We start from the raw sequence: 20484 nt of genomic DNA on the forward strand, positions 1-20484 counted from the left end.
GGCCGCCATCGTGGCGCGGGCCTGGGCGGCGGCAACGACGAGCGCGAGCAGACGCTGAACCAGCTGCTGGTCGAGATGGACGGCTTCGAGGCGAACGAGGGGATCATCCTGATCGCCGCCACCAACCGCCCCGACGTCCTAGACCCGGCGCTGCTGCGTCCCGGCCGCTTCGACCGCCAGGTCGTGGTGCCGAACCCGGACATCACCGGCCGCGAGCGGATCCTGCGCGTGCACATGAAGAACGTGCCGCTGGCCGCCGACGTGGACGTCAAGACCGTGGCCCGGGGCACCCCCGGCTTCTCGGGCGCCGACCTCGCCAACCTGGTGAACGAGGCCGCCCTGATGGCCGCGCGCAAGAACCGCCGCATGGTCACCATGCGCGACTTCGAGGACGCCAAGGACAAGGTCATGATGGGCGCCGAGCGCCGCTCGATGGTCATGACCGACGAGGAGAAGAAGCTCACCGCCTATCACGAGGGCGGCCACGCCCTGGTGACGCTGAGCGTCCCCAACACCGACCCGGTGCACAAGGCCACGATCATCCCGCGCGGCCGCGCCCTCGGCATGGTCATGCAGCTGCCCGAGCGCGACAAGTACTCCATGAGCTACCAGCAGATGACGTCGCGCCTGGCGATCCTGTTCGGCGGCCGGGTCGCCGAGGAGCTCATCTTCGGCAAGGAGCACATCACCTCGGGGGCCTCCTCCGACATCAGCCAGGCCACCAAGCTGGCGCGGGCGATGGTCACCAAGTGGGGCTTCTCGGACCGCCTGGGCGCCGTCGAGTACGGCGAGAACCAGGAGGAGGTCTTCCTGGGCCACTCCGTGGCGCGCAACCAGAACGTCTCGGAAGAGACCTCGAAGATCATCGACGAGGAAGTCCGCCGGCTGGTGGAAGGCGGCGAGCAGGAAGCCCGCCGCATCCTGACCGAGAAGCTGGAGGACCTGCACAAGCTGGCCCAGGCCCTGCTCGAGTACGAGACCCTGAGCGGCGACGAGCTGGTGGGCGTCCTCAAGGGCGTGGCGCCCAAGCGCGAGGAGGCCGAAGCCCGCAAGCCGACCGGCCCGTCGGTGGCGGTTCCGATCTCGCCGAAGCCGAGCGCCGAGCCGGCCTGACGCGGCTGGATCGCCGACAGCAAAAAGGGCGGCCGCAGCGATGCGGCCGCCCTTCGTCCTTGGGGGCGCGGGTCAGCCCAGCGGCTTCTGGTAGATTTCTTCGTCGTCGTCGCCCGTGCCCGGCTCGGCCATCTTGCGGTGCTGCTCGGCCATCACGCTCTCGGGCGTCACCGCGGCCATGGCGGCCTGCACCTTGTTCCTGAGCCCGTGCACCACGTCGCCTTCGCCCTTCATCATGGCGTTGTAGCCGGTGCGGGCCACGTCGGCGGGATCGTCCTTCTTGCCCTGGCCCACCTTCGTGTCCTGCATCCCGGCCCGCTCGAAGAACTCGGTGTCGGTGGCGCCGGGCAGCAGCGTGGTGACGCTGACGCCCGTGTCCTTCAGCTCGTTGCGCAGAGCCCAGGCGAAGCTGTCGATGAACGCCTTGGTGCCGTTGTAGACCGCCTGGAACGTGCCCGGCATCAGGCCGGCGATCGATCCGGTGAACAGGATGCGCCCGCGGCCGCGCTCGACCATCGGCCGCGCGACCCGCTGCACGAGGTAGAGCGTGCCCGTCACATTGGTGTCGATCACGTGCCGCCAGGCCGCCACCGGCTGTTCCAGGAAGGCATGGCCGAGGCCGTGGCCCGCGTTCGCCAGCAGGTGGTCCACCGGACGGTCGCCGACCAGCTCGAGCAGGCGGTCGACCCCGTCGAGGGTCGCCAGGTCCGCCATCAGGCGCTGCACGCGCACGCCCATGGCCTCGAAGGCCTGCGCAGCCTCGACGATCTCGGGCCGATCGGCGACGACGATCAGGTCGTGGCCATCCTCGGCGCACAGCATGGCCAGTTCATAGCCGATGCCGGACGAGGCGCCGGTGACGACGGAAAGCGGGCGGAGATCTTCTGACATGACAAGGGGTCCTCGAAGCGGCGGGAACGAGCAACCGCCGAGCCCCTGAGGCTGTTCCGTGGCGGCGCCCCGCGGGGCGCCGGCTCAGCCCACGAAGATCCAGTTTCCCGTCAGGCCCGACATCTGGACGCCGACCAGGATCACCTGTGCGCCGCCCCCGACGCTGACGACGGTGTCCCCGCCCACCTGGGCCACCGTGAAGGTGCTGCCCGGGTCCAGGCGCACCTGATCGCCTTCGCCCCGGTTGAAGTCCAGCACCCGGTCCACGCCGGCGGCGCCGAAGCTGTTGAAGATGTCGGCGCCCGCGCCGCCCGAGGCCGTGTCGTCGCCGAGGTCGCCCGAGATGAAGTCGGCCCCGTCGCCGCCGCGCAGGATGTCGTTCCCCTGGCCGCCCCGGACCAGGTCGGCGCCTGTCCCGCCCTCGCAGGTGTCGTCGCCCAGGTTGCCGTAGACGATGTCGTCGCCCTCGTCGCCGAACAGCCGGTCGTGGTCCTTGCCGCCGACCACCCAGTCGCCGCCCTCTCCGCCGGAGACGGTGTCGTTGCCCATGTTGCCGTGCACGTCGTCGAATCCGAAGCCGCCGAAGATCTGGTCGTCGCCGTCCTCGCCCCGCAGGTAGTCGAGACCGTCGCCGGCGGCGGCGCGGGGGCTCAGGCGGTGGATGTCCCCGTCCAGGCCGATCAGGTACAGGCGCCCGCGGCCGTCCACCGCGAACGAGGCGATCTGGTCGATGTCGCCGCCGCCCGAGACCGCCAACTGGGCGTTGCGGTTCATGAAGTCCTGGGCCTGGCCGCCGACGTAGGAGACCGTCCAGACGTTGCCGCGCACGAAATCGCCGAAGACGTAGAGCCCGTTCGCGCCGCCCGGCCCGTGGTAGACGTAGCCGCCGGTGACCGAGACGCCCGAGAACAGCGGCGTGGTCCGGTCGTAGTCGAGGATCGGATCGGTGAGGCCGGCCTGCGAGCCGGGCGAGAAGGTGACCAGGCCCTCCTTGATCTTCCAGCCGAAGTTGAGGCCCGCCGACCCGGCCGGCGCCACATTGACCTCCTCGCGCGCCGCCTGTCCCACGTCGGCGATCCAAAGGTCGCCGGTGGCGGAATCGAAGCTGGGCCGCCACGGGTTCCGCAGGCCGTAGTGGAGGATCTCGTCGGCGCCCGGGACCGCGCCGGCGAAGGGGTTGCCCGCCGGGATCGTGTAGTTGCGCGCCGCGTCGCCCGGGAAGGCGTCGGCGTTCACGTCGATGCGCAGGATCTTGCCGAGCAGGCTGTCGATGTTCTGGGCGTTGTTCTGCGGATCCCCGCCAGAGCCGCCGTCGCCGGACGAGATGTAGAGGAAGCCGTCGGGTCCGAAGTCCATCCAGCCGCCGTTGTGGTTGGCGAAGGGCTGGTCGAACGTCAGGATCAGGCGCGCCGAGGCGGCGTCGGCGTGGTCGGCGTCGGCGCGGCGGTACTCGCGCACCTCGGTGTCTCCCGCCGCATTGGTCAGGTTCACGTAGAACAGGCCGTTCGAGGCGTAGTTCGGGTGGAAGGCGAGGCCCAGCAGCCCCTGCTCGCCCCCCGCCGCCAGACTGTTGTCGGGCAGGTCGAGGAAGGCGTCGGCGTTCACCTGCCCGCTGTTCAGGTCGAGGATTCGGATCCGGCCGGTGTGCTGCTCGACGATGAACAGCCGGTCGGGGTCGCCGGGCGGCGAGGCGGCGAACAGCGGCGACGACAGCCCCGAGGCCACCCGGGTCGCGTCGATGAGGTGCGAGCCGGCCTGTGTGTCGGCGGCCGAGTGGCCGTAGATCACGTCGTCGCCCGCGCCCCCGAACACGCGGTCGGACCCGTCGCGGCCGGAGATGACGTCGCCGCCGGCGCCGCCGTTCAGGGTGTCTCGCGCGCTGCCGCCCACGATGTCGGCCATCGGTCCCTCCTAGCCTCGGGGGAACGCTGCTGCGCGCCCAAGGCGAGATCATGACAACCTGAACGAGGTTCGGGCTCGTGTCGCGGGCGGTGGCTGGGCGAGGCCGCGCAAGATGCTAAGGGTGCGGCCATGACCCGCGCGCGACCCAAGGTCATGGGGATCGTCAATGCGACGCCCGACAGCTTCTCGGACGGCGGCCGGTTCCTGGCGGCGGACGCGGCGCTGGCCCATGCCCGGCGGCTGATCGCGGAAGGCGCCGACATCCTCGACCTGGGGGCGGAATCGACACGGCCCGGCGCCGAGCCCGTCCCGGCCGAGGTGGAGATCGGCCGCATCGTCCCGCTCGTGACGGCGCTGCGGGCCGAGAGCGACGTGGCGATCTCGGTCGACACGATGAAGCCGGAGGTCGCGCGCGCGGCCGTGGCCGCCGGGGCGGCGATGTGGAACGACGTCACCGCCCTGCGTCACGCGCCCGACAGCCTGGAAACGGCCGCCGTGCTGGGCTGCGGCGTGGTGCTCATGCACATGCAGGGCGAGCCGCGGACCATGCAGCACCGGCCGCGCTACGACGACGTGGTGGGCGAGGTGGCGGCGTTCCTGGCGGCGCGTGCGGAGGCCGCGTTGGCGGCCGGGGTAGCGCGCGAGCGGATCTGGCTCGACCCGGGGATCGGCTTCGGCAAGGACATGATCCGCCACAACCTGCCGCTGATGGCGGGGCTCGATCGCATCGTGGCCCTGGGCTTCCCGGTCCTGCTGGGCGCCAGCCGCAAGAGCTTCATCGGCGCCGTGAGCGGCGGCGCGCCGGCGGACCGGCGGCTGGGGGGCTCGATCGCCGCGGCCCTCGCGGGCGCGGCCGCGGGCGTCGCCGCGGTGCGGGTCCATGACGTCTTCGAGACCGTTCAGGCGCTCGACGTCGCCGCCGCCATCGATCAGGCCAGGGACGCCCAGTCCGCATAGAGCGGCTTGGCCAGCCGCTCCCGTTCCTTGACCCGGTTCCATGGCGTCGCGACGCCGTCAGCGGCGTCCTCGATCGCCTGCAGATGGGTGTGCCAGCCGGGGCCCACGTCCTTGGCGTCCGAGGGCGCCAGGCCCGAGTGGGTCAGGGTCAGCCGACAGCCGTCGCCGTCGGGCTCCAGGTCCCAGCGCACGAGCGAGGTGTTGGAGCCGTCGAGCTCGGACCATTCCCACGCGAAGGTCTTCATCGGCTCCCACAGGACGATGCGGCCGAGGCTGCGGTAGTTTTCCTCCCTGAAGTCGAGCTCGATGACGCCGCCGACCTCCAGGCGGTCGATGGTGACGGAACTGGCGAACCAGCTCGACAGGCGCTCCGGCAGCGTGATGGCGGCCCAGACCTTCTCGAGAGGTCTCGCATAGCGGCGAACGAAGACCACTTCGACGGTCGCGCCCGTCCGGCGGAGAGCGCCCAGGTCGTCGGCGGGGGGCTTGGTCATGAGCCGGCGTCCGAGGGCTGGGCGAAGGCCGCGAGGGTGTCGCGGTAGCGTTCCCCCATGGCGGCCTCGCGTTCGGCGCTCCAGGGCGTGCGAATGCCCTCGGCCGCGCCGGGCAGGGCCTCGAGGAAGGTGTGCCAGCCGGCCGCCGAGCCGAGGTACTTGGGCGGCAGCGCCGTCTGCGTCAGGCGCAGGCCGCAGCCCTCGGGATTGGGCCAGAGCTCGTAGCGCACATAGGCGTCGTGGTAGCGGGGATCTTCCACGTCGGGCCAGGTATGGGCGAAGCGCCGCAGCGGCTCGAGCTCGGTGATCACCCCGTCCACGACATAGTCCATGTCCCGGAACGTGATCCGGTACAGGCCGCCCAGCCGGAGGTCGACCTCCACCTCCGTGAACCAGTCGGCGATCCGTTCGGCCACGGTGATCGCCGCCCACACCTTCTCGACAGGCTTTCGGATGGTGCGCTCGAACACGATGTCGAAGCGGCCGTCGTCGCGGGGGATCACCTGGCCCAGCTCGTCGCTGATCAGGCCGGCGAAGGGTCCGGGCTTCATTGTTCGCGCTCCAGATGCTGTTCGAGACGGTCGAGGCTGCCAGCCCAGAACCGTCGGTAGGGCATGAGCCACGCGTCCAGGTCGGCCAGCCCGTGCGGCTCGAGGCGGTACAGCCGCCGCTGGCCGTCGGCGCGCACGCGGACGAGGCCCGCCTCACGCAGCAGCTTCAGGTGCTTGGAGACGCCGGGCTGGCTGAGGCCCAGCGCGTCCACGAGATCGCCGGCCGGGCGCTCGCCCTCCCGCAGGATGTCCAGGATCCGCCGCCGGTTCGGCTCCGCCAAGGCCTCGAAAGGGCTCATGCGGCGTATATATGCAACGAAGGAAATATAACTCAAGCAGAAAGTTTCGGCTGCCCGATCCGCCCGCCGCTCGGGAGCTGGCGCCCGGCCGCCGGGGTGGCCATGCGGGCCCGCGCACGGTATCGGCAGGCATGACCGCACAGGGACGAGTCCTCATCATCGCCGGCTCGGACTCCGGCGGCGGCGCGGGAATCCAGGCCGACATCAAGACCGTGACGGCCCTGGGCGGGTACGCGGCCACGGCGATCACGGCGGTGACCGTACAGAACACCCTGGGCGTGACCGGCGTTCATCCCGTCCCGCTGGACGTGGTGGCGGCCCAGGCGCGGGCCGTGCTGGGCGACATCGGGGCCGACGCGATCAAGACGGGCATGCTGGGCGACGCCGCGACCGTGGCGCTCGTCGCCGAGCTGCTGGACGAGGCCGGCGCGCCCGCCGTGGTGGACCCGGTCATGGTGGCCAAGGGCGGCGCCTCGCTGCTCGCCGCCGAGGCGGTGGGCGCGGTCCGCGAGCGGCTGGTCCCGCGCGCCGCCCTGCTCACGCCCAACGCGCCCGAGGCCGAGGCCCTGACCGGCGTCGCCTGCGCCTCGACGGACGACCTGCGCCGGGCGGGGGAGGCGCTGCTGCGCGCGGGCGCGCGCGCCGTGCTGATGAAGGGCGGCCACGTGGCCGGGGACCGTGTCGTCGACATCCTGATGACGGCCGACGGCGAGACGGCCTTCGAGGGCGAGCGCATCGAGAGCCGCCACACCCATGGCACCGGCTGCACCCTGGCTTCGGCGTGCGCCGCCGGCCTGGCGCAGGGGCTGCCCCTGACCGCCGCCGTGGCGCGGGCCTGGAACTATGTGCACGAGGCGATGCTGCGCGCGCCCGGCTTCGGCGCGGGCCATGGGCCACTCGACCACGGCTGGCCGCTGCGGGGCCGCGCGTGAGCCTGGAGGCCGAGCTGGACGCCATCCTGCGCCGCTCGGAGCCGCTGGCGCAGGTGCTGCGCACCATGCGGGAGATCGACCTGCCGGACTGGCTCGTCTTCTCCGGCGCGGTCTACCAGCGGGTGCTCAACCACCTGGGCGGTCGGCCCCTGGACTACGGGATCAAGGACTACGACGTCGGCTACTTCGACGCGTCGGATATCGGCTACGACGCCGAAGACGCGGTGATCCGACGCGTGGCCGCGGCGTTCGAGCCGCCCCTGCGCGACCTGGTGGAGGTGCGCAACCAGGCGCGCGTCCACGTCTGGTTCGAGGGCAAGTTCGGCGAGCCCTACGCGCCGCTCTCCGGCACGGCCGAGGCCCTGACGCGGTTCGAGAGCCCGATGTTCGCCGTGGGCGTGCGGCTGGAGGCCGACGACAGGCTCACCATCGTCGCGCCCTTCGGCCTCGAGGACCTGTTCGCGCGGCGGCTGCGGCCCAATCCCCTGCGCCCCAGCATCAACTTCGCGCGCACCGTCGCGCGCGCCACCGCGCGCTGGCCGGAGATCGAGGTGGCCGCCTAGGCGCCGGCCCCCGGCCTGAGCCGGCCGGAACGGCGCCCGCCGCCCAGGCGTTGCCTTGCGCCCTATTGCCGCCGCGCTGGCGCGATAGGACCTTGGCGCGTTACGGAGCAAGCATGACCCTCACGAGACGGACCCTGACCGTCGCCCTGGCGACGACCCCGCTGGCGTCGCCGGCGCTGGCGCAAGGCGCGCTGTCGGCGGCCGACCAGGCCCTGGTGAGCCGCGCCATCGCCTACCTCGAGGGGCTCAACGAGGCGCGCGGCCGGTTCGTCCAGACCGACGCGCGCGGGCGCTCGGTGACCGGCCAGCTCTTCATGAAGCGGCCGGGGAAGGCGCGGTTCGCCTACGATCCGCCCTCGGGCCTGCTGGTGGTCTCCGACGGCGGCGTCGTCTCGGTGCAGGACAAGCGGCTCAAGACCTTCGACGCCTATCCCCTCAGCGCCACGCCGTTGTCCCTGTTCCTGGCCAAGACGATCCGGCTCGACCGCGGCGTGCGGGTGACGCGGGTGCAGCGCATGCGGGACGGCTTCGCCATCACGGCCCGCGACGGGAACAAGCAGACGGCGGGCGAGATCACGCTGTCGTTCACCGAGGCGCCGCTGACCCTCGCCGGCTGGACGGTCACCGACGCGCAGGGCCGGCCCACCCGCGTCCAGATCCAGGGGCTGGCGCGGGCGTCCGGCCTCGACAAGTCATTGTTCGTGCTGAAGGATCCCCGCCCGAAGAACCCGGGACGCGGCAAGGTCTGACGAGGCCCTCAGTGTGACTCGAAGGACACACGCAAGCTTCACTGTGAAAGTCCTTTGACTTTCTGTCGTACTGTGGCGATATTATCACTACGTCGTCGGCGCGGGATCGTGTCGACGAGTCCGTGCCGGAACCTATCCCCTCCCGGCGGCGGCATGAGAGACGACTTACACGGCCCGGGCGCAAGCCCGGGCCTTTTCTTTTCCCGCGTGTGGCGCCTGTCCCCGATCGCGCTATAGGCCCCCGGATGCGACTTCGTCTCTGCACCTGGAACGTCAACTCGGTCCGCCTTCGCGCGGAGCAGGTGGCGCGGTTCGTCCGCGAGCAGGCGCCCGACGTCCTGTGCCTGCAGGAGATCAAGTGCCGGGAGGGCGAGTTCCCTGCGGACGCCTTCCGCGAGATGGGCCTGCCGCACCTGCGGGTCGCCGGCCAGAAGGGCTGGCACGGCGTGGCCATCGCCTCGGCCCTGCCCATCGAGGACGCCCCGCCGCTGGATGTCTGCCGCGAGCGCCACGCCCGCTGCGTGGGCGGCGTGATCGCCGGCGTCGAGGTCCACAACTTCTACATCCCCGCCGGCGGCGACATTCCCGACCGGGCGCTGAACGCCAAGTTCGACCACAAGCTGGACTTCTACGAGAAGCTGACGTCCGAGCTCGGCAAGCGCGACCCCGCCGACCCGCTCGCCATCGTCGGCGATCTCAACGTGGCGCCGGGCGAGTTCGACGTCTGGAACCACCGCTACATGTCGAGGATCGTCAGCCACACGCCGGTGGAGGTGGAGGCCTTTCGCGCCATGGAGGCGGCGCTGGGCCTCGTCGACCCGCTCCGCGCGCTGCGCCCCGAACCCGAGAAGCTGGCCTCGTGGTGGAGCTACCGGGCGCGGGACTTCCGCATGTCGGCCCGCGGCCTGCGCCTGGACCACATCCTGCTGAGCCCGGGCCTGCGGGACGCCGCGTGGCGCCTCGGCGCGCCGGCGGCCCGCATCCACGACGACGTCCGCGGCTGGGAGCGCCCCAGCGACCACGCGCCCGTCAGCGCCGACCTCGTGCTCTAGTCCAGGACGCGCCCTACGGCGCCAGCTTGTAGCCCCCCTGCTCGGTGAGCAGCAGGCGGGCGTTCGCGGGATCGGGCTCGATCTTCTGGCGCAGGCGGTAGACGTGGGTCTCCAGCGTGTGCGTGGTGACGCCGGCGTTGTAGCCCCAGACCTCGGCCAGCAGCTCCTCGCGCGACACGGCCTTCTCGCCGGCCCGGTAGAGGTACTTGAGGATGTTGGTCTCTTTCTCCGTGAGCCGGATCTTCTTGCCTTTCTCGTCGACCAGCACCTTGGCCGCCGGCCGGAACTCGTAGCTCCCCAGCCGGAAGACCGCGCCCTCGGAATGCTCGTGCTCGCGAAGCTGGGCGCGGATGCGCGCCAGCAGGACGGCGAACTTGTAGGGCTTGGTGATGTAGTCGTTCGCGCCGGAATCGAGCCCCTGCACCTCGTCGTTCTCGGCGGAGGCCGCGGTCAGCATGATCACCGGGGCCGTGACGCCGTCCTGCTTGATCCGCCGGCACGCCTCGCGTCCGTCGAAGTCGGGCAGGTCGACGTCCATCAGGATCAGGTCGGGCTTCTGCTCGCGGGCCATCCGCACCCCCTCGCCGGCGGTGGCGGCCTCCACGGTGTCGAAGCTCTCGGCCTGAAGCTGCTCGGAGATCGCCCCGCGAAGGTCCTGGTCGTCGTCGACGATGAGGAGTGTCTTCTTTTGAGCCATGGCGGCAACAAACACCATCTGGCAGGCTCGCCGCAAAGGGTTTCCCGCAGAACACCGGAGTTCCCGTGATCTTCACCGCCACCGCCGACGGCTGGCTCGACATCGGGGACCGGCGCGTCCGGGCGGCCCTGGGCCCGGCCGGCGTGAGGCCCGCGGCGGAGAAGCGCGAGGGCGACCTGGCCTCGCCGGCCGGCGTCTGGCCCATCCGCGAGGTGTTCTACCGGCCCGACCGGGGCCCGCCGCCGGCGACCGAGTTCCGCGTCCACGCCCTGACCGAGGACGACGGCTGGTGCGACGATCCCGCCGACGCGCAGTACAACCGCCACGTCACCCTGCCCTATCCGGCCAGCGCCGAGCAACTCTGGCGCGACGACCACCTCTACGACATCGTCGTGGTCCTGGGGCACAACGACGATCCCCCCGTCGCGGGCCTAGGATCGGCGATCTTCCTGCACCTCGCCAAGCCGGACTACGCGCCCACCCACGGCTGCGTGGCGGTCGCGCGCGAGGACCTCGAGGCCCTGCTCGCCCTGGCCAGGCCGGGAGACGCCGTGGAGATCCGCGCTTAGCCTAGCCCCGGGCGCCGAACACGGCCGAGCCGACCCGGACGCTGGTCGCGCCGAAGCGGATCGCCGTCTCGAAGTCGCCGCTCATCCCCATGGACAGCTTCGCCAGTCCGTTGCGCTCGGCGACCTTCCGCAGGAGCGCGAAATGCGGTCCGGGCGGCTCGTCCGCCGGGGGAATGCACATGAGCCCCTCGACCTTGAGGCCATAGGCGCCCCGGCAGGCGGCGATGAACCCATCGGCCTCGCCCGGCGCGATCCCCGCCTTCTGCGGCTCTTCCCCCGTGTTCACCTGGATGTAGAGCCGGGGCGCGCGGCCCTGGCGCTGGGTCTCCTCCGCCAGCACGCGGGCCAGCTTCTCGCGATCCACGCTCTCGATCACGTCGAAGAAGCCCACCGCCTCCTTCGCCTTGTTGGTCTGCAGCGGGCCGATCAGGTGCAGGGTCAGGCCGTCGGCCCGTCCTTCCCAGCGCGCCATGGCTTCCTGCACCCGGTTCTCGCCGAACACCCGCTGGCCGGCGTCGAGCACCGGCTGGATCGCCTCCCAGGGCTGCTGCTTGGAGACCGCGACGAGGGTCACGTCGCCCGGGTCGCGCCCGGCGGCTTGCGCGGCGCGGGCGATCCGGGCCACCACGTCGGCGTAGCCTGGTGCGGGAGGTGCGGACATTTCGGCGTTCTGGACCCTGGAGCGGACCGCCCGGCTCTTACCGGCGCGCCGCCGCTTGCGGAAGGCCCTGCCCGCGCTGCTGGCGTTCACCGACCCGTCGCGCACGCCGGACCCTGAGGCGCTCGCCGGCCGCCTGCCCCGCGGCGCGGCCCTGGTCTACCGCCACTTCGGAGCGCCGGACGCCGAAGGCCGCGCCCGGCGGCTCGCCGCGCTGGCCCGGCGGCGTGGGCTCAAGCTCCTGATCGGCGCCGACCCCACGCTGGCCGCGCGGGTGGGCGCGCATGGCGTCCACCTGCCCGAGCGCCTGGCGGGGCGCGCCGCGGCGATCCGGCGGGCGCATCCGGGGTGGATCGTCACCAGCGCGGCCCACTCCCTCGGCGCGGCCCGCGCGAGCCGTGCGGACGCGGTCGTGCTTTCGGTGGCGTTTCCCTCCCGCAGCGCGTCCGCAGGGACGGCGCTCGGCCCCGTCCGCCTCGCGCTGCGCGTGCGCGCGGCGGGCCGCCCGGCCTACGCCCTGGGCGGGATCAACAACAGAACGGCCCGCCGTCTCATCGACGCGGGCCTCATCGGACTGGCGGCTGTGGAAGGTTTCGGACGCTAGAACTTCAGCGTGGATTCCAGCCGGACCTTCGGCTGGTCGGCCTCGCGGACCGGTCGGCTGCCGCGCGGGGCGAGATCCTGCTCGCCGAGGGCCACCGAGCCGCCGACCTGGATCGACGGCGTGATGCGGAAGTAGGCGCCGGCCTGGACGTCGTTGGGCGACACGGGGCGGGTCTCGGGCTGCTGCAGCCGAACCGTGATGCCGAAGCGGCCCTTGCTGGCGTCGTACTTGAAGGTGCGGCCCGCGTTCGGATCCAGCCGCGTGGGCTCGGACCGGACCGTGAAATCGACGGGCTTGGAAGCCTTGTCCGCCGCCCACGCGCCGCTCGCCGCCACGCTGACCAGCGCGGCCGCGGCGAGAGCGAAGCTCGTGCGGCGGAATTCCATGGTCTTCTAATATAACCCCAACGATCACCAATGCGAGCGGCGGCTAGTGCACAGCTTCGCGATTGCGATCCGATTAAAGGCGGCATTGAAAACAGGTCAATGCGACTCGGCCCTCCGGCGATCCCTCAGGCCCGAGAAGGCGGCCTTGTGTGGCGCGTTCGCCACGCGATTCCTGTTTGGCGCGCCGGATGGCGTTGTTATAGAGGCGTCCGGCGCAGGGGCGGCGCCGTAGCGCTGACTGCGTTGCGGAAGTTATGGAGACCGATGGAATGCCGTTTGTGCGCGGTAAGAGCATGCGAGGCGTGATCGTCGCGGTCGCGGCAGTGAGCGCTATGGGCCTGAGCGCATGCGGCGGCATCCCGAACCCCCTGGGCGGCGGTTCGAAGACCCGGGTCTCCGGCGACAACGCCGCGGCCATCGGGGTGAACGGCTACCTGTGGCGCGCCACCCTGGACACCCTGTCCTTCATGCCGCTGCAGTCCGCCGATCCCTACGGCGGCGTGATCGTCACCGACTGGTACACGAACCCCGAGAAGCCGGACGAGCGCTTCAAGTGCACCGTCTACATCCTGGATTCGCGCCTGCGCGCCGACGGCCTGAACGTCGCCGTCTTCAAGCAGCTGCGCGACGCCTCGGGGAACTGGGTCGACCAGCCCACCGCCGGCCAGACCGAGACCGACATCGAGAACTCGATCCTGACCCGCGCGCGCCAGCTTCGACTTTCGAACATCCGGGGCTGATCCAGCTCCGGACGTCGATCGTCGACGCGCCGTGATCCGCCAGGGCCGTTGACCGGAACGCCAACCCCCGTCAAAGGCCCCCGATCATGGCCCGCTACAATCCGAAAGAAACCGAACCCAAGTGGCGTGACGCCTGGGCGAGCGCCGAGGCGTTCAAGGCCGTCCGCGACCCCGGCAAGCCCAAGTACTACGTGCTGGAGATGTTCCCGTACCCGTCGGGACGGCTCCACATGGGGCACGTGCGCAACTACGCCATGGGCGACGTCATCGCCCGCTTCAAGCGCGCCCGCGGCTTCTCGGTCCTGCACCCGATGGGCTGGGACGCCTTCGGCCTGCCCGCCGAGAACGCCGCGATGGAACGCGGGGTCGATCCCAAGGGCTGGACCTACGACAACATCGACCGGATGCGCGCCGAGCTGAAGGAGCTGGGGCTGTCCATCGACTGGTCCCGCGAGTTCGCCACCTGCGACGTCGGCTACTACGGCAAGCAGCAGGCCTGGTTCCTGGACCTGTTCGAGCGCGGCCTGGTCTATCGCAAGGAAAGCGTCGTCAACTGGGACCCGGTCGACCAGACCGTCCTGGCGAACGAGCAGGTGGTCGACGGCCGCGGCTGGCGATCGGGCGCGGTCGTGGAGAAGCGCAAGCTGAACCAGTGGGCGATGCGGATCACCGACTACGCCGACCAGCTGACCGACGACCTGAAGGCCCTGGACCGCTGGCCCGAGAAGGTCCGCGTGATGCAGGAGAACTGGATCGGGCGCTCCAAGGGGCTCCGCTTCCGGTTCCACTTCGCGGGCGACGCGCCGGCCGAGAGCCTGGAAGTCTACACCACCCGGCCCGACACCCTGTTCGGCGCCAGCTTCGTGGGCGTCGCGGCCGACCACCCGCTGGCCGAAGCGGTCGCCGCGAACGATCCGAAGGCGGCCGCCTTCATCGAGGAATGCCGCAAGGGCGCGGCCACCGAGGCCGAGATCGAGACGGCCGAAAAGCGGGGTTACGACACGGGCCTGAAGGTGAAGCACCCGTTCGATCCGAACTGGGAGCTGCCGGTCTGGATCGCGAACTTCATCCTGATGGACTACGGGACGGGGGCGATCTTCGCCTGCCCCGCCCACGACCAGCGCGACCTGGACTTCGTGCGCAAGTACGGCCTGCCGGTGAAGCCGGTGGTGCTGCCGCCCGGCGAGGACGCCGCGGCGTTCGCGGTGGGCGACGAGGCCTATACGGGGCCGGGCGTGATCTACAACTCGCGCTTCCTGGACGGCCTGGACATCGAGGCCGCCAAGGCCGAGGCGATCGCGCGCATCGAGGCCCAGGGCGACGGCGAAGGGGCGACCGTGTTCCGCCTGCGCGACTGGGGCGTCTCGCGCCAGCGCGCCTGGGGCTGCCCGATCCCGGTCGTCCACTGCCCGACCGACGGGGTGGTGCCCGTGCCGAAGGACCAGCTGCCGGTGGCGCACCCGGCCGACATCGAGTTCGGCAAGGCCGGCAACGCGCTGGAGCGGCATCCCACGTGGAAGCACACCACCTGCCCGGTGTGCAGCGGTCCGGCCACCCGCGAGACCGACACCCTGGACACCTTCGTGGACAGCTCCTGGTACTTCGCCCGCTTCGCGAACCCGTGGGCGGACGAGCCCATCAGCCGCGAGGACGCCGACTACTGGCTGCCGGTCGACCAGTACATCGGCGGCATCGAGCATGCCGTCCTGCACCTGCTGTACGCGCGCTTCGTCACCAAGGCGCTGGCCGACGACGGCCAGCTGGCGGTGCGCGAGCCGTTCGCGGGCCTGTTCACGCAGGGGATGGTCACCCACGAGACCTACCGGCGGCAGAACGGCGAATGGGTCGAGCCGAAGGACATCGAGATCGTCGCCGAGGGCAAGACGCGCCGGGCGATGCTGGTCGGCTCGGGGGAGCCGGTGGTGATCGGCGACGTCGAGAAGATGTCGAAGTCCAAGCGCAACACCGTCGCGCCCGAGGAGATCTTCGACGTCTACGGCGTGGACGCCGCGCGCCTGTTCGTGCTGAGCGACAGCCCGGCCGAGCGCGACGTGCAGTGGACCACGGGCGGCGTCCAGGGGGCCTGGCGGTTCGTGAACCGCGTCTGGGACGAGTTCGACAGCCACGTGCCCGCCCCCGCCGGCGCCGAGCCCGACCCCGAGCTGCGGCGGGCCACGCACAAGCTGATCCGCCAGGTCACCGAGTCGATCGACGGCTTCCGCTTCAACTCGGGCATCGCGCGCCTGTACGAGTTCCTGAACCTGCTGAAGTCGAACCCGGCCAGGGACGCCGCGCCGGCGGTGCTGGCGGCCCGGCAGGAGGCGCTGAGCGCCTTCGCGCGCCTGATCGCGCCCTTCACGCCGCACCTGGCCGAGGAATGCTGGGCCCGGATCGGCGGCGAGGGCATGGTCGTGGCGGCGCCCTGGCCCGACTTCGACCCCGCCCTGACCGAGGACGCGGTGAAGGTCCTGCCGGTGCAGGTGAACGGCAAGCGCCGCGGCGAAATCTCCGCGCCCGCCGGCGCCGAGCCGGCCGACGTGGAGAAGCTCGTGCTGGCCGATCCCGAGATCGCGTCCAAGCTGGAAGGCCTCACGGTCCGCAAGATCATTGTGGTCAAGGACCGGATCGTGAATATCGTGGCCGCATGAGCCGGACCCCTGCCCTCGCCGCCGTCGTCGCCGCTGCGCTGGCCCTGGGCGGCTGCGCGGGATTCCAGCCGCTCTACGGCGAGGCGGCGGTGGTGAAGAACCTCGCGGCGATCCAGGTGAACGCGCCGTCGGGCCGCACCGGCTACCTGATCCGGCAGCACCTGGACGACGCCTTCGCCAAGGACCATTCGGCGGCGCCCGCGTACACGATGGACCTGCGCCTGGGCGAGGCGCGCTATCCGCGCGGCGTGCGGATCGACAACGTCGCCACGCGCTACGAATACATCCTGACCGCCAGCTACGCGCTGCGGGCGACCGCCACCGGCGCGGTGGCCAAGCAGGGCGCGGTGCGCGTCGAGCTGACCTACGACTCGGCCGACCAACCCTACGCCTCGATCTCGGCGCAGCAGGACGCCCAGGACCGCGCCGCCGAGGAGGCCGCCCGCCGCATCGAGCAGGAGCTCGCCGTGTGGCTGGCGAACGGAGCCCAGGTCGCGCGGCGCTAGGCGGGCGCGGGATGATCCTCAGCAAGCGCCCCGACATCGAGCGCTTCCTCGGCCGGCCCGATCCGCAGATCCGCGCCGCGCTGATCTACGGCCGCGACATCGGCGTCGTCCGGGACCGCGGCCATGCGCTGGCCGCCAAGCTGGTCCCGAACCCCGACGACCCCTTCGACGTGGCGATCCTCACCGAGGCCGACCTCGCCGACGACGGCGGCCGGCTGGAAGGCGAGCTCGCCGCCCAGTCGCTGATGGGCGGTCGCCGCCTGGTGCGGCTGCGGCTCACCGCCGAGAAGCCCGCCGCCGACCGGGCCGCGGCCGAGGCCCTGGAGCGGCACGCCGCGGGGCAGCTGAACCCCGACGCCTTCTTCCTCATCGAGGCCGGAAATCTCGACCGCGCCTCGGCCCTGCGGAAGGCCGCCGAGAAGGCCCCGGGGGCCGCGGCGATCCCCTGCTACGAGGACGAGCCCGGCGACGTGGCGCGGCTGGTCCGCGAGACCCTGGCGCGGGACCAGGTGGCGCTCAGCACCGAGGCGCTGAACCTCTTCGTGGGGCGCCTGCCGAAGGAGCGCGGCGTCGCGCGGCAGGAGATCGAGCGCCTGGCGCTGTTCCTCGGCCCGGGCAGCGGCGCGACGGCGACGCCCGCCGACCTCGAGACCTTCCTGGGCGTCGAGCCCGAGGCCTCCCTCGCCGACGCGGCCGCCGACGCCTTCGGCGGCCGGCTGGCGGACGCCCAGGCCGGCCTGCGCCGCGCCGCCCAGGAGGGCGAGAGCGGGCCCGCCGCCGTCCGCGCCATCGGCATCCATCTGGGCAGGCTCCGCCGCACGCTGACCCTCATCAAGGCCGGGGCCGGACCGCAGGAGGCGGCGAAGGCCTCCGGCGTGTTCTGGAAGCAGGAGCGCGAGTTCCTGCGCCAGATCCGCTCGTGGTCGCTGGACGAGCTCGACCGGCTGCAGCCGCAGGTGCTCGAGGCCGACCGCGCCTGCAAGACCGCCGGCTCGCCCGACCGGCTGATCGCCGAGCGGCTGGCGCTCACCGTCGCCGGCCGGGCGCGCAGGCTGGGGCTGTAGCGACGGACCGCCGGTCGGGCTTCCGTGCCGGACATGGCGGCCGATTGACGGGCCGCGGGGCCACGCTACGGTTTCGTACCGGACCTTCGGAGAATCCGGACCTGGGAGGCCACTTCATGCTGCGGGCCCTATGCCTTGCGGGCGCCCTGCTCGCCCTCGCCGTTCCCGCGCACGCCCAGGACCAGGCGCCCCGGCCGGCGACCACGTACAAGGCCCCGCGCGGCGCCGACGGCCGCCCCAGCCTCGACGGCGTCTGGACCAACGCCGCGATCACCCGCCTGGAGCGCAACCCGCGGCACGGCGCGACGCTGGCGCTCAGCGAGGAACAGGTCGAACGGATCGAGGCGCGGGAGCGCGCCCAGATCGCGCTGGGCGATCGCCCCACCGACCCCAACGCCACGGTGCTGGACCTGCCGGCGGACTGTTCGGGCGGCCGCGGCACGGACTGCAACTACAACGCCGCCTGGACCGACCCCGGCCATGTGGTCATGCGCGTGAACGGCCAGGGGCGGAACGGCTTCGTCACCGTGCCCGCCGACGGCCGCGTGCCGATCCGCAAGGACTTCAGGGGCGGCCTCTACGGCCGGCGGCTGCCCCCGGGCCTCGCCATCAACGACAACCCCGAGAGCCGGGCCCTGGGCGAGCGCTGCCTGCTGTCGTTCGGCAATTCCTCGGGCCCGGTGATGCTGCCGGGGCTCTACAACAACACCTACCAGTTCGTTCAGACGAAGGACCATGTGGCCATCGTGGTGGAGATGGTCCACGACACCCGCATCATCCCCATCGGCGGCAAGCACCGCACCGACGGCGTCCGGCCCTGGATGGGCGACTCGATCGGCTGGTGGGACGGCGACACGCTGGTGGTCGAGACGGTCGGCTTCCACCCGCAGCAGGTCTTCCGCGGCGCGTCCGAGAACCTCAAGGTCACCGAGCGCTTCACCCGCGTGGGCGCCGACCGCATGCACTACGGCTTCTGGGTCGAGGACCCCACGGTGTTCAGCCAGCCGTGGGGCGGCGAGTACGAGTTCCAGCGGATCCCGGGGCTGGTCTACGAGTACGCCTGCCACGAGGGCAACTACGGCCTGGCCAACATCCTCTCCGGCGCGCGGGAGGAGGAACGCACCGGCGTCAGGACCGCGCCCACCAACGTGGACCAGAAGGCCGCCCAGGTGGGCGAAGAGGGCGAGGAAGGCTGAGCGGGCTCGGCCCGACGCCTGCAGCCGAGCGCCCAGCGGCCCGCGAGCGCCGCGCCCTCAGAGCCTCAACCGCCAGGTCTCGCTCACCTCGGGCTTGCCGAAGTCGTCGTGCGTCCAGGTCTCGGTGATCTCGAAGCCCACCGCGGCGTAGATGGCGCGCGCGGCCGTCAGCACCTGGTGCGTCCAGAGCACGATCTCGCGGTAGCCCGCCGCCCGGGCGAAGGCGACGCACTCGTCCACCAGCCGCCGGCCCAGCCGCTCGCCCCGCGCCGCCGGCTCCAGCAGCAGCAGGCGCAGGCGCGCGGTGGTCTCGTCCTCCTTCACGAGGAACACGCAGCCCAGCCGCTCGCCGGCGCGGTCGGCGATCCAGCAGCGCTCGCGCGCCGGATCCAGGTGCTCGAGGAAGTCGGCGCAGATCCGCGCGGTCACCGCCTCGATGCCGGCGCCCCACCCGTACTCGCGGCCGTAGAGCACCGCGTGGCGCTCGGTCACCCAGCCCATGTCGCCGATCCGGTGGGGGCGCAGCACGATCGGCGGCCGGACGGGATCGCTGTCCAGCAGCGCCTCGGCGCGCCCCAGCGCCTGGGCCAGCTCGGCCTTCTGCGGCCCGGTCAGGCGGCTGACCAGCGCCTCCACCAGGGCGGCCGAGCGCCGGTCGAGCGTGGCGAAGGTGTCCCGGCCCGCGGGGGTCAGCCGCAGGGTCACGCTGCGCCCGTCGTGCGGCGACCGCGACCGCGCCAGCAGTCCGTCCCGCTCCAGCCGGCGCAGGATCCGCGACAGGTAGCCGGCGTCCAGCCCCAGGCTGGCCGCGATCGCGCCCGGGGTCGTCCCGTCGGCGTGGGCGACCTCCCACAGGACCCGGTTCTCCGCCAGCGTGTAGGGCGAGCCCAGGTAGCCGCGGTCCAGCACGCCGATGGCGCGCGTGTAGAAGCGGTTGAAGCGGCGCACGGCGCCCACGGTGTCGTTCCCGGCCATGGGCGCAACCTCGCGCTGTTTACTTGACGGAGTCAAGTATCTGGACGCCCGGTAGGCGTCCGTTAAGCCGGGCCGCTTAGCGTCTAGCGGCATGGACGAAGACATCCTCGCCGAGCCGAAGAAGCCCGGCCGCCGGGCCGGCGACGCCGACGTCCTGGCGCTGGCCGAGGGCCTGCTCGCCGCCATGGGCCCGACCTTCGACCGCGCGCGGATCGAGGTCCTGAAGGATGTGGCCGCGAGCTATCCCGACGTGGGCCGCGACGGCGCGGGCGAGGTGGTCCAGAGCCTCGACGAACTGCTCGCCGAGTTCCTCGCCGACGAGGTCTACGACCGCCAGGCCATCGCCGTGCACATCCGCGCCTGGCGCTTCGTCGTGAGCGGCAAGCCGGACAGGAAGGAGCGCCTGCGGATCATGGCCGGGCTCGCCGACGTCCGTCAGCACTACGCGGCGTCCCGCACGGCCTAGCCCGCGGCGCGCCGCCCATGGCATGGTCCCGCCCTCTGGGATCGCGGGAGGCGCATGGCGATGACGGCTTACTTCCTGGTCAAGTCCGAACCCGAGACCTACGGCTACGACGACCTCGAGCGCGACGGCGCGACGGTGTGGGACGGCGTCCGCAACTTCACCGCCCGCGGCCACCTCAACGAGATGCAGGTCGGCGACCAGGTGCTCTTCTACCACTCGGGCGAGGGCAAGGCGGTCGTGGCGATCGCGGCCGTCTCTAGGGCGGCCTTCCCCGACGCCAGCGACGAGACCGGCCGCTTCGTGGCCGTGGAGCTGAAGCCGGTCCGCCGCCTGAAGTCGCCGGTGGGCCTCGCCGACATGAAGGCGAACCCGGCCCTCGCCGACCTGAAGATGATCCGCCAGGGCCGGCTCTCGGTGTCGCCGGTCACGGCCGGGGAATGGGCGGCGATCCTGAAGATGGCCGGCGAATAGC

The 20484-nt window shown here is 71.8% G+C and carries 24 protein-coding genes; 15 read left to right on the forward strand and 9 right to left on the reverse strand.

Going from position 1 to position 20484, the window contains the following annotated elements; genetic code table 11:
- Positions 1-1113: AAA family ATPase (locus JNK30_RS01925; protein WP_293479634.1), on the forward strand; the 1113-nt coding region annotated here is incomplete at its 5' end.
- 72 nt (positions 1114-1185) lie between these two features.
- On the opposite strand, the gene JNK30_RS01930 is transcribed toward JNK30_RS01925, so the two are convergent.
- Positions 1186-2004: an SDR family oxidoreductase gene (locus tag JNK30_RS01930; protein ID WP_293479636.1), complete on the reverse strand. Its 819-nt coding sequence runs from the start codon at positions 2002-2004 to the stop codon at positions 1186-1188.
- Between the two features lie 84 nt (positions 2005-2088).
- The gene (locus tag JNK30_RS01935) at positions 2089-3906 is read right to left on the reverse strand and encodes a PQQ-dependent sugar dehydrogenase (protein WP_293479638.1); all 1818 of its coding nucleotides are present in this window, start codon (positions 3904-3906) and stop codon (positions 2089-2091) included.
- 129 nt (positions 3907-4035) lie between these two features.
- Here JNK30_RS01935 and folP point away from each other — a divergent pair, with 129 nt between their 5' ends.
- Positions 4036-4863 carry a dihydropteroate synthase gene (folP, locus tag JNK30_RS01940; protein WP_293479640.1) on the forward strand — a complete coding sequence of 276 codons (828 nt, stop codon included), beginning with the start codon at positions 4036-4038 and terminating at the stop codon, positions 4861-4863.
- On the opposite strand, the gene JNK30_RS01945 is transcribed toward folP, so the two are convergent.
- From JNK30_RS01945 to JNK30_RS01955, 3 genes are read right to left on the reverse strand one after another with little or no spacing between them, the layout of a single operon-like run.
- Positions 4836-5357 (reverse strand): SRPBCC family protein, encoded by a 522-nt coding sequence (locus JNK30_RS01945; protein WP_293479642.1) that lies wholly within the window; start codon positions 5355-5357, stop codon positions 4836-4838. The genes folP and JNK30_RS01945 overlap by 28 nt on opposite strands.
- On the reverse strand, positions 5354-5908 hold the full coding sequence (locus tag JNK30_RS01950; RefSeq protein WP_293479644.1) for an SRPBCC family protein: 555 nt from the start codon (positions 5906-5908) through the stop codon (positions 5354-5356). The genes JNK30_RS01945 and JNK30_RS01950 overlap by 4 nt, the downstream gene beginning before the upstream one ends.
- On the reverse strand, positions 5905-6207 hold the full coding sequence (locus JNK30_RS01955; protein ID WP_293479646.1) for a helix-turn-helix transcriptional regulator: 303 nt from the start codon (positions 6205-6207) through the stop codon (positions 5905-5907). Before JNK30_RS01955 ends, JNK30_RS01950 begins: the two co-directional genes overlap by 4 nt.
- A gap of 131 nt (positions 6208-6338) precedes the next feature.
- Between JNK30_RS01955 and thiD the strand changes: the two genes are divergently transcribed.
- The 4 genes from thiD to JNK30_RS01975 all read left to right on the forward strand — a co-directional run bounded on the left by thiD (position 6339) and on the right by JNK30_RS01975 (position 9503).
- Positions 6339-7139: a bifunctional hydroxymethylpyrimidine kinase/phosphomethylpyrimidine kinase gene (thiD, locus tag JNK30_RS01960; protein WP_293479648.1), complete on the forward strand. Its 801-nt coding sequence runs from the start codon at positions 6339-6341 to the stop codon at positions 7137-7139.
- Positions 7136-7702, forward strand: coding sequence for a nucleotidyltransferase family protein (locus tag JNK30_RS01965; protein WP_293479650.1), 567 nt, complete (start codon positions 7136-7138; stop codon positions 7700-7702). The genes thiD and JNK30_RS01965 overlap by 4 nt, the downstream gene beginning before the upstream one ends.
- A 113-nt stretch (positions 7703-7815) precedes the next feature.
- Positions 7816-8451 (forward strand): outer-membrane lipoprotein carrier protein LolA, encoded by a 636-nt coding sequence (locus tag JNK30_RS01970; RefSeq protein ID WP_293479652.1) that lies wholly within the window; start codon positions 7816-7818, stop codon positions 8449-8451.
- A 245-nt stretch (positions 8452-8696) separates the two neighbouring features.
- Positions 8697-9503 (forward strand): exodeoxyribonuclease III, encoded by an 807-nt coding sequence (locus tag JNK30_RS01975; protein ID WP_293479654.1) that lies wholly within the window; start codon positions 8697-8699, stop codon positions 9501-9503.
- A gap of 13 nt (positions 9504-9516) precedes the next feature.
- Here the strand turns inward: JNK30_RS01975 and JNK30_RS01980 are convergent, their stop codons facing one another.
- Positions 9517-10200 (reverse strand): response regulator transcription factor, encoded by a 684-nt coding sequence (locus tag JNK30_RS01980; RefSeq protein ID WP_293479656.1) that lies wholly within the window; start codon positions 10198-10200, stop codon positions 9517-9519.
- Between the two features lie 65 nt (positions 10201-10265).
- On the opposite strand from JNK30_RS01980, the gene JNK30_RS01985 reads away from it, so the two are divergent.
- A complete protein-coding gene (locus JNK30_RS01985) occupies positions 10266-10769 on the forward strand; it encodes a L,D-transpeptidase family protein (RefSeq protein WP_293479658.1) in 504 nt (167 codons plus the stop codon).
- A gap of 1 nt (position 10770) precedes the next feature.
- Here the strand turns inward: JNK30_RS01985 and JNK30_RS01990 are convergent, their stop codons facing one another.
- Positions 10771-11430: a YggS family pyridoxal phosphate-dependent enzyme gene (locus tag JNK30_RS01990; protein ID WP_293479660.1), complete on the reverse strand. Its 660-nt coding sequence runs from the start codon at positions 11428-11430 to the stop codon at positions 10771-10773.
- A 55-nt stretch (positions 11431-11485) separates the two neighbouring features.
- Between JNK30_RS01990 and JNK30_RS01995 the strand changes: the two genes are divergently transcribed.
- On the forward strand, positions 11486-12031 hold the full coding sequence (locus JNK30_RS01995) for a thiamine phosphate synthase (protein ID WP_293479662.1): 546 nt from the start codon (positions 11486-11488) through the stop codon (positions 12029-12031).
- On the opposite strand, the gene JNK30_RS02000 is transcribed toward JNK30_RS01995, so the two are convergent.
- On the reverse strand, positions 12028-12417 hold the full coding sequence (locus JNK30_RS02000) for an NtrZ family periplasmic regulatory protein (protein WP_293479664.1): 390 nt from the start codon (positions 12415-12417) through the stop codon (positions 12028-12030). The genes JNK30_RS01995 and JNK30_RS02000 overlap by 4 nt on opposite strands.
- 293 nt (positions 12418-12710) lie before the next feature.
- Here JNK30_RS02000 and JNK30_RS02005 point away from each other — a divergent pair, with 293 nt between their 5' ends.
- The 5 genes from JNK30_RS02005 to JNK30_RS02025 all read left to right on the forward strand — a co-directional run bounded on the left by JNK30_RS02005 (position 12711) and on the right by JNK30_RS02025 (position 18571).
- Complete coding sequence (locus tag JNK30_RS02005) at positions 12711-13157, forward strand: DUF3576 domain-containing protein (RefSeq protein ID WP_293479690.1); 447 nt, start codon at positions 12711-12713, stop codon at positions 13155-13157.
- 86 nt (positions 13158-13243) lie between these two features.
- Positions 13244-15805, forward strand: coding sequence for a leucine--tRNA ligase (gene leuS / locus JNK30_RS02010; RefSeq protein ID WP_293479666.1), 2562 nt, complete (start codon positions 13244-13246; stop codon positions 15803-15805).
- Entirely contained in the window at positions 15802-16311 is a 510-nt protein-coding gene (lptE, locus tag JNK30_RS02015) for an LPS assembly lipoprotein LptE (protein WP_293479668.1), read from the forward strand. The genes leuS and lptE overlap by 4 nt, the downstream gene beginning before the upstream one ends.
- 11 nt (positions 16312-16322) lie before the next feature.
- Positions 16323-17375, forward strand: a complete 1053-nt coding sequence (gene holA / locus JNK30_RS02020; RefSeq protein ID WP_293479669.1) for a DNA polymerase III subunit delta — start codon at positions 16323-16325, stop codon at positions 17373-17375.
- Positions 17376-17491: 116 nt separating this feature from the next.
- Positions 17492-18571, forward strand: coding sequence for a hypothetical protein (locus JNK30_RS02025; RefSeq protein WP_293479671.1), 1080 nt, complete (start codon positions 17492-17494; stop codon positions 18569-18571).
- A 57-nt stretch (positions 18572-18628) separates the two neighbouring features.
- On the opposite strand, the gene JNK30_RS02030 is transcribed toward JNK30_RS02025, so the two are convergent.
- The gene (locus JNK30_RS02030) at positions 18629-19546 is read right to left on the reverse strand and encodes a bifunctional helix-turn-helix transcriptional regulator/GNAT family N-acetyltransferase (RefSeq protein WP_293479672.1); all 918 of its coding nucleotides are present in this window, start codon (positions 19544-19546) and stop codon (positions 18629-18631) included.
- Positions 19547-19637: 91 nt separating this feature from the next.
- Between JNK30_RS02030 and JNK30_RS02035 the strand changes: the two genes are divergently transcribed.
- On the forward strand, positions 19638-20012 hold the full coding sequence (locus tag JNK30_RS02035) for a hypothetical protein (protein WP_293479674.1): 375 nt from the start codon (positions 19638-19640) through the stop codon (positions 20010-20012).
- A 54-nt stretch (positions 20013-20066) separates the two neighbouring features.
- Complete coding sequence (locus JNK30_RS02040; protein ID WP_293479676.1) at positions 20067-20483, forward strand: EVE domain-containing protein; 417 nt, start codon at positions 20067-20069, stop codon at positions 20481-20483.
- The last annotated feature ends 1 nt before the right edge of the window (position 20484 follow it).

This window comes from Phenylobacterium sp. (assembly GCF_016793225.1).
GTDB lineage: Bacteria > Pseudomonadota > Alphaproteobacteria > Caulobacterales > Caulobacteraceae > Phenylobacterium.

Bases quoted from the DNA above. Each gene is read 5' to 3' on its own strand.
- JNK30_RS02005 (WP_293479690.1), top strand. From the start codon at position 12,711: ATGCGAGGCGTGATCGTCGCGGTCGCGGCAGTGAGCGCTATGGGCCTG.
- thiD (WP_293479648.1), top strand. From the start codon at position 6,339: ATGACCGCACAGGGACGAGTCCTCATCATCGCCGGCTCGGACTCCGGC.
- JNK30_RS01945 (WP_293479642.1), bottom strand. From the start codon at position 5,357: ATGACCAAGCCCCCCGCCGACGACCTGGGCGCTCTCCGCCGGACGGGC.
- JNK30_RS01930 (WP_293479636.1), bottom strand. From the start codon at position 2,004: ATGTCAGAAGATCTCCGCCCGCTTTCCGTCGTCACCGGCGCCTCGTCC.
- JNK30_RS01990 (WP_293479660.1), bottom strand. From the start codon at position 11,430: ATGTCCGCACCTCCCGCACCAGGCTACGCCGACGTGGTGGCCCGGATC.
- JNK30_RS01975 (WP_293479654.1), top strand. From the start codon at position 8,697: ATGCGACTTCGTCTCTGCACCTGGAACGTCAACTCGGTCCGCCTTCGC.
- leuS (WP_293479666.1), top strand. From the start codon at position 13,244: ATGGCCCGCTACAATCCGAAAGAAACCGAACCCAAGTGGCGTGACGCC.
- JNK30_RS02035 (WP_293479674.1), top strand. From the start codon at position 19,638: ATGGACGAAGACATCCTCGCCGAGCCGAAGAAGCCCGGCCGCCGGGCC.
- JNK30_RS01935 (WP_293479638.1), bottom strand. From the start codon at position 3,906: ATGGCCGACATCGTGGGCGGCAGCGCGCGAGACACCCTGAACGGCGGC.
- lptE (WP_293479668.1), top strand. From the start codon at position 15,802: ATGAGCCGGACCCCTGCCCTCGCCGCCGTCGTCGCCGCTGCGCTGGCC.
- JNK30_RS01955 (WP_293479646.1), bottom strand. From the start codon at position 6,207: ATGAGCCCTTTCGAGGCCTTGGCGGAGCCGAACCGGCGGCGGATCCTG.
- folP (WP_293479640.1), top strand. From the start codon at position 4,036: ATGACCCGCGCGCGACCCAAGGTCATGGGGATCGTCAATGCGACGCCC.
- JNK30_RS02030 (WP_293479672.1), bottom strand. From the start codon at position 19,546: ATGGCCGGGAACGACACCGTGGGCGCCGTGCGCCGCTTCAACCGCTTC.
- JNK30_RS01980 (WP_293479656.1), bottom strand. From the start codon at position 10,200: ATGGCTCAAAAGAAGACACTCCTCATCGTCGACGACGACCAGGACCTT.
- JNK30_RS02025 (WP_293479671.1), top strand. From the start codon at position 17,492: ATGCTGCGGGCCCTATGCCTTGCGGGCGCCCTGCTCGCCCTCGCCGTT.
- JNK30_RS02000 (WP_293479664.1), bottom strand. From the start codon at position 12,417: ATGGAATTCCGCCGCACGAGCTTCGCTCTCGCCGCGGCCGCGCTGGTC.
- JNK30_RS01970 (WP_293479652.1), top strand. From the start codon at position 7,816: ATGACCCTCACGAGACGGACCCTGACCGTCGCCCTGGCGACGACCCCG.
- holA (WP_293479669.1), top strand. From the start codon at position 16,323: ATGATCCTCAGCAAGCGCCCCGACATCGAGCGCTTCCTCGGCCGGCCC.
- JNK30_RS01950 (WP_293479644.1), bottom strand. From the start codon at position 5,908: ATGAAGCCCGGACCCTTCGCCGGCCTGATCAGCGACGAGCTGGGCCAG.
- JNK30_RS02040 (WP_293479676.1), top strand. From the start codon at position 20,067: ATGGCGATGACGGCTTACTTCCTGGTCAAGTCCGAACCCGAGACCTAC.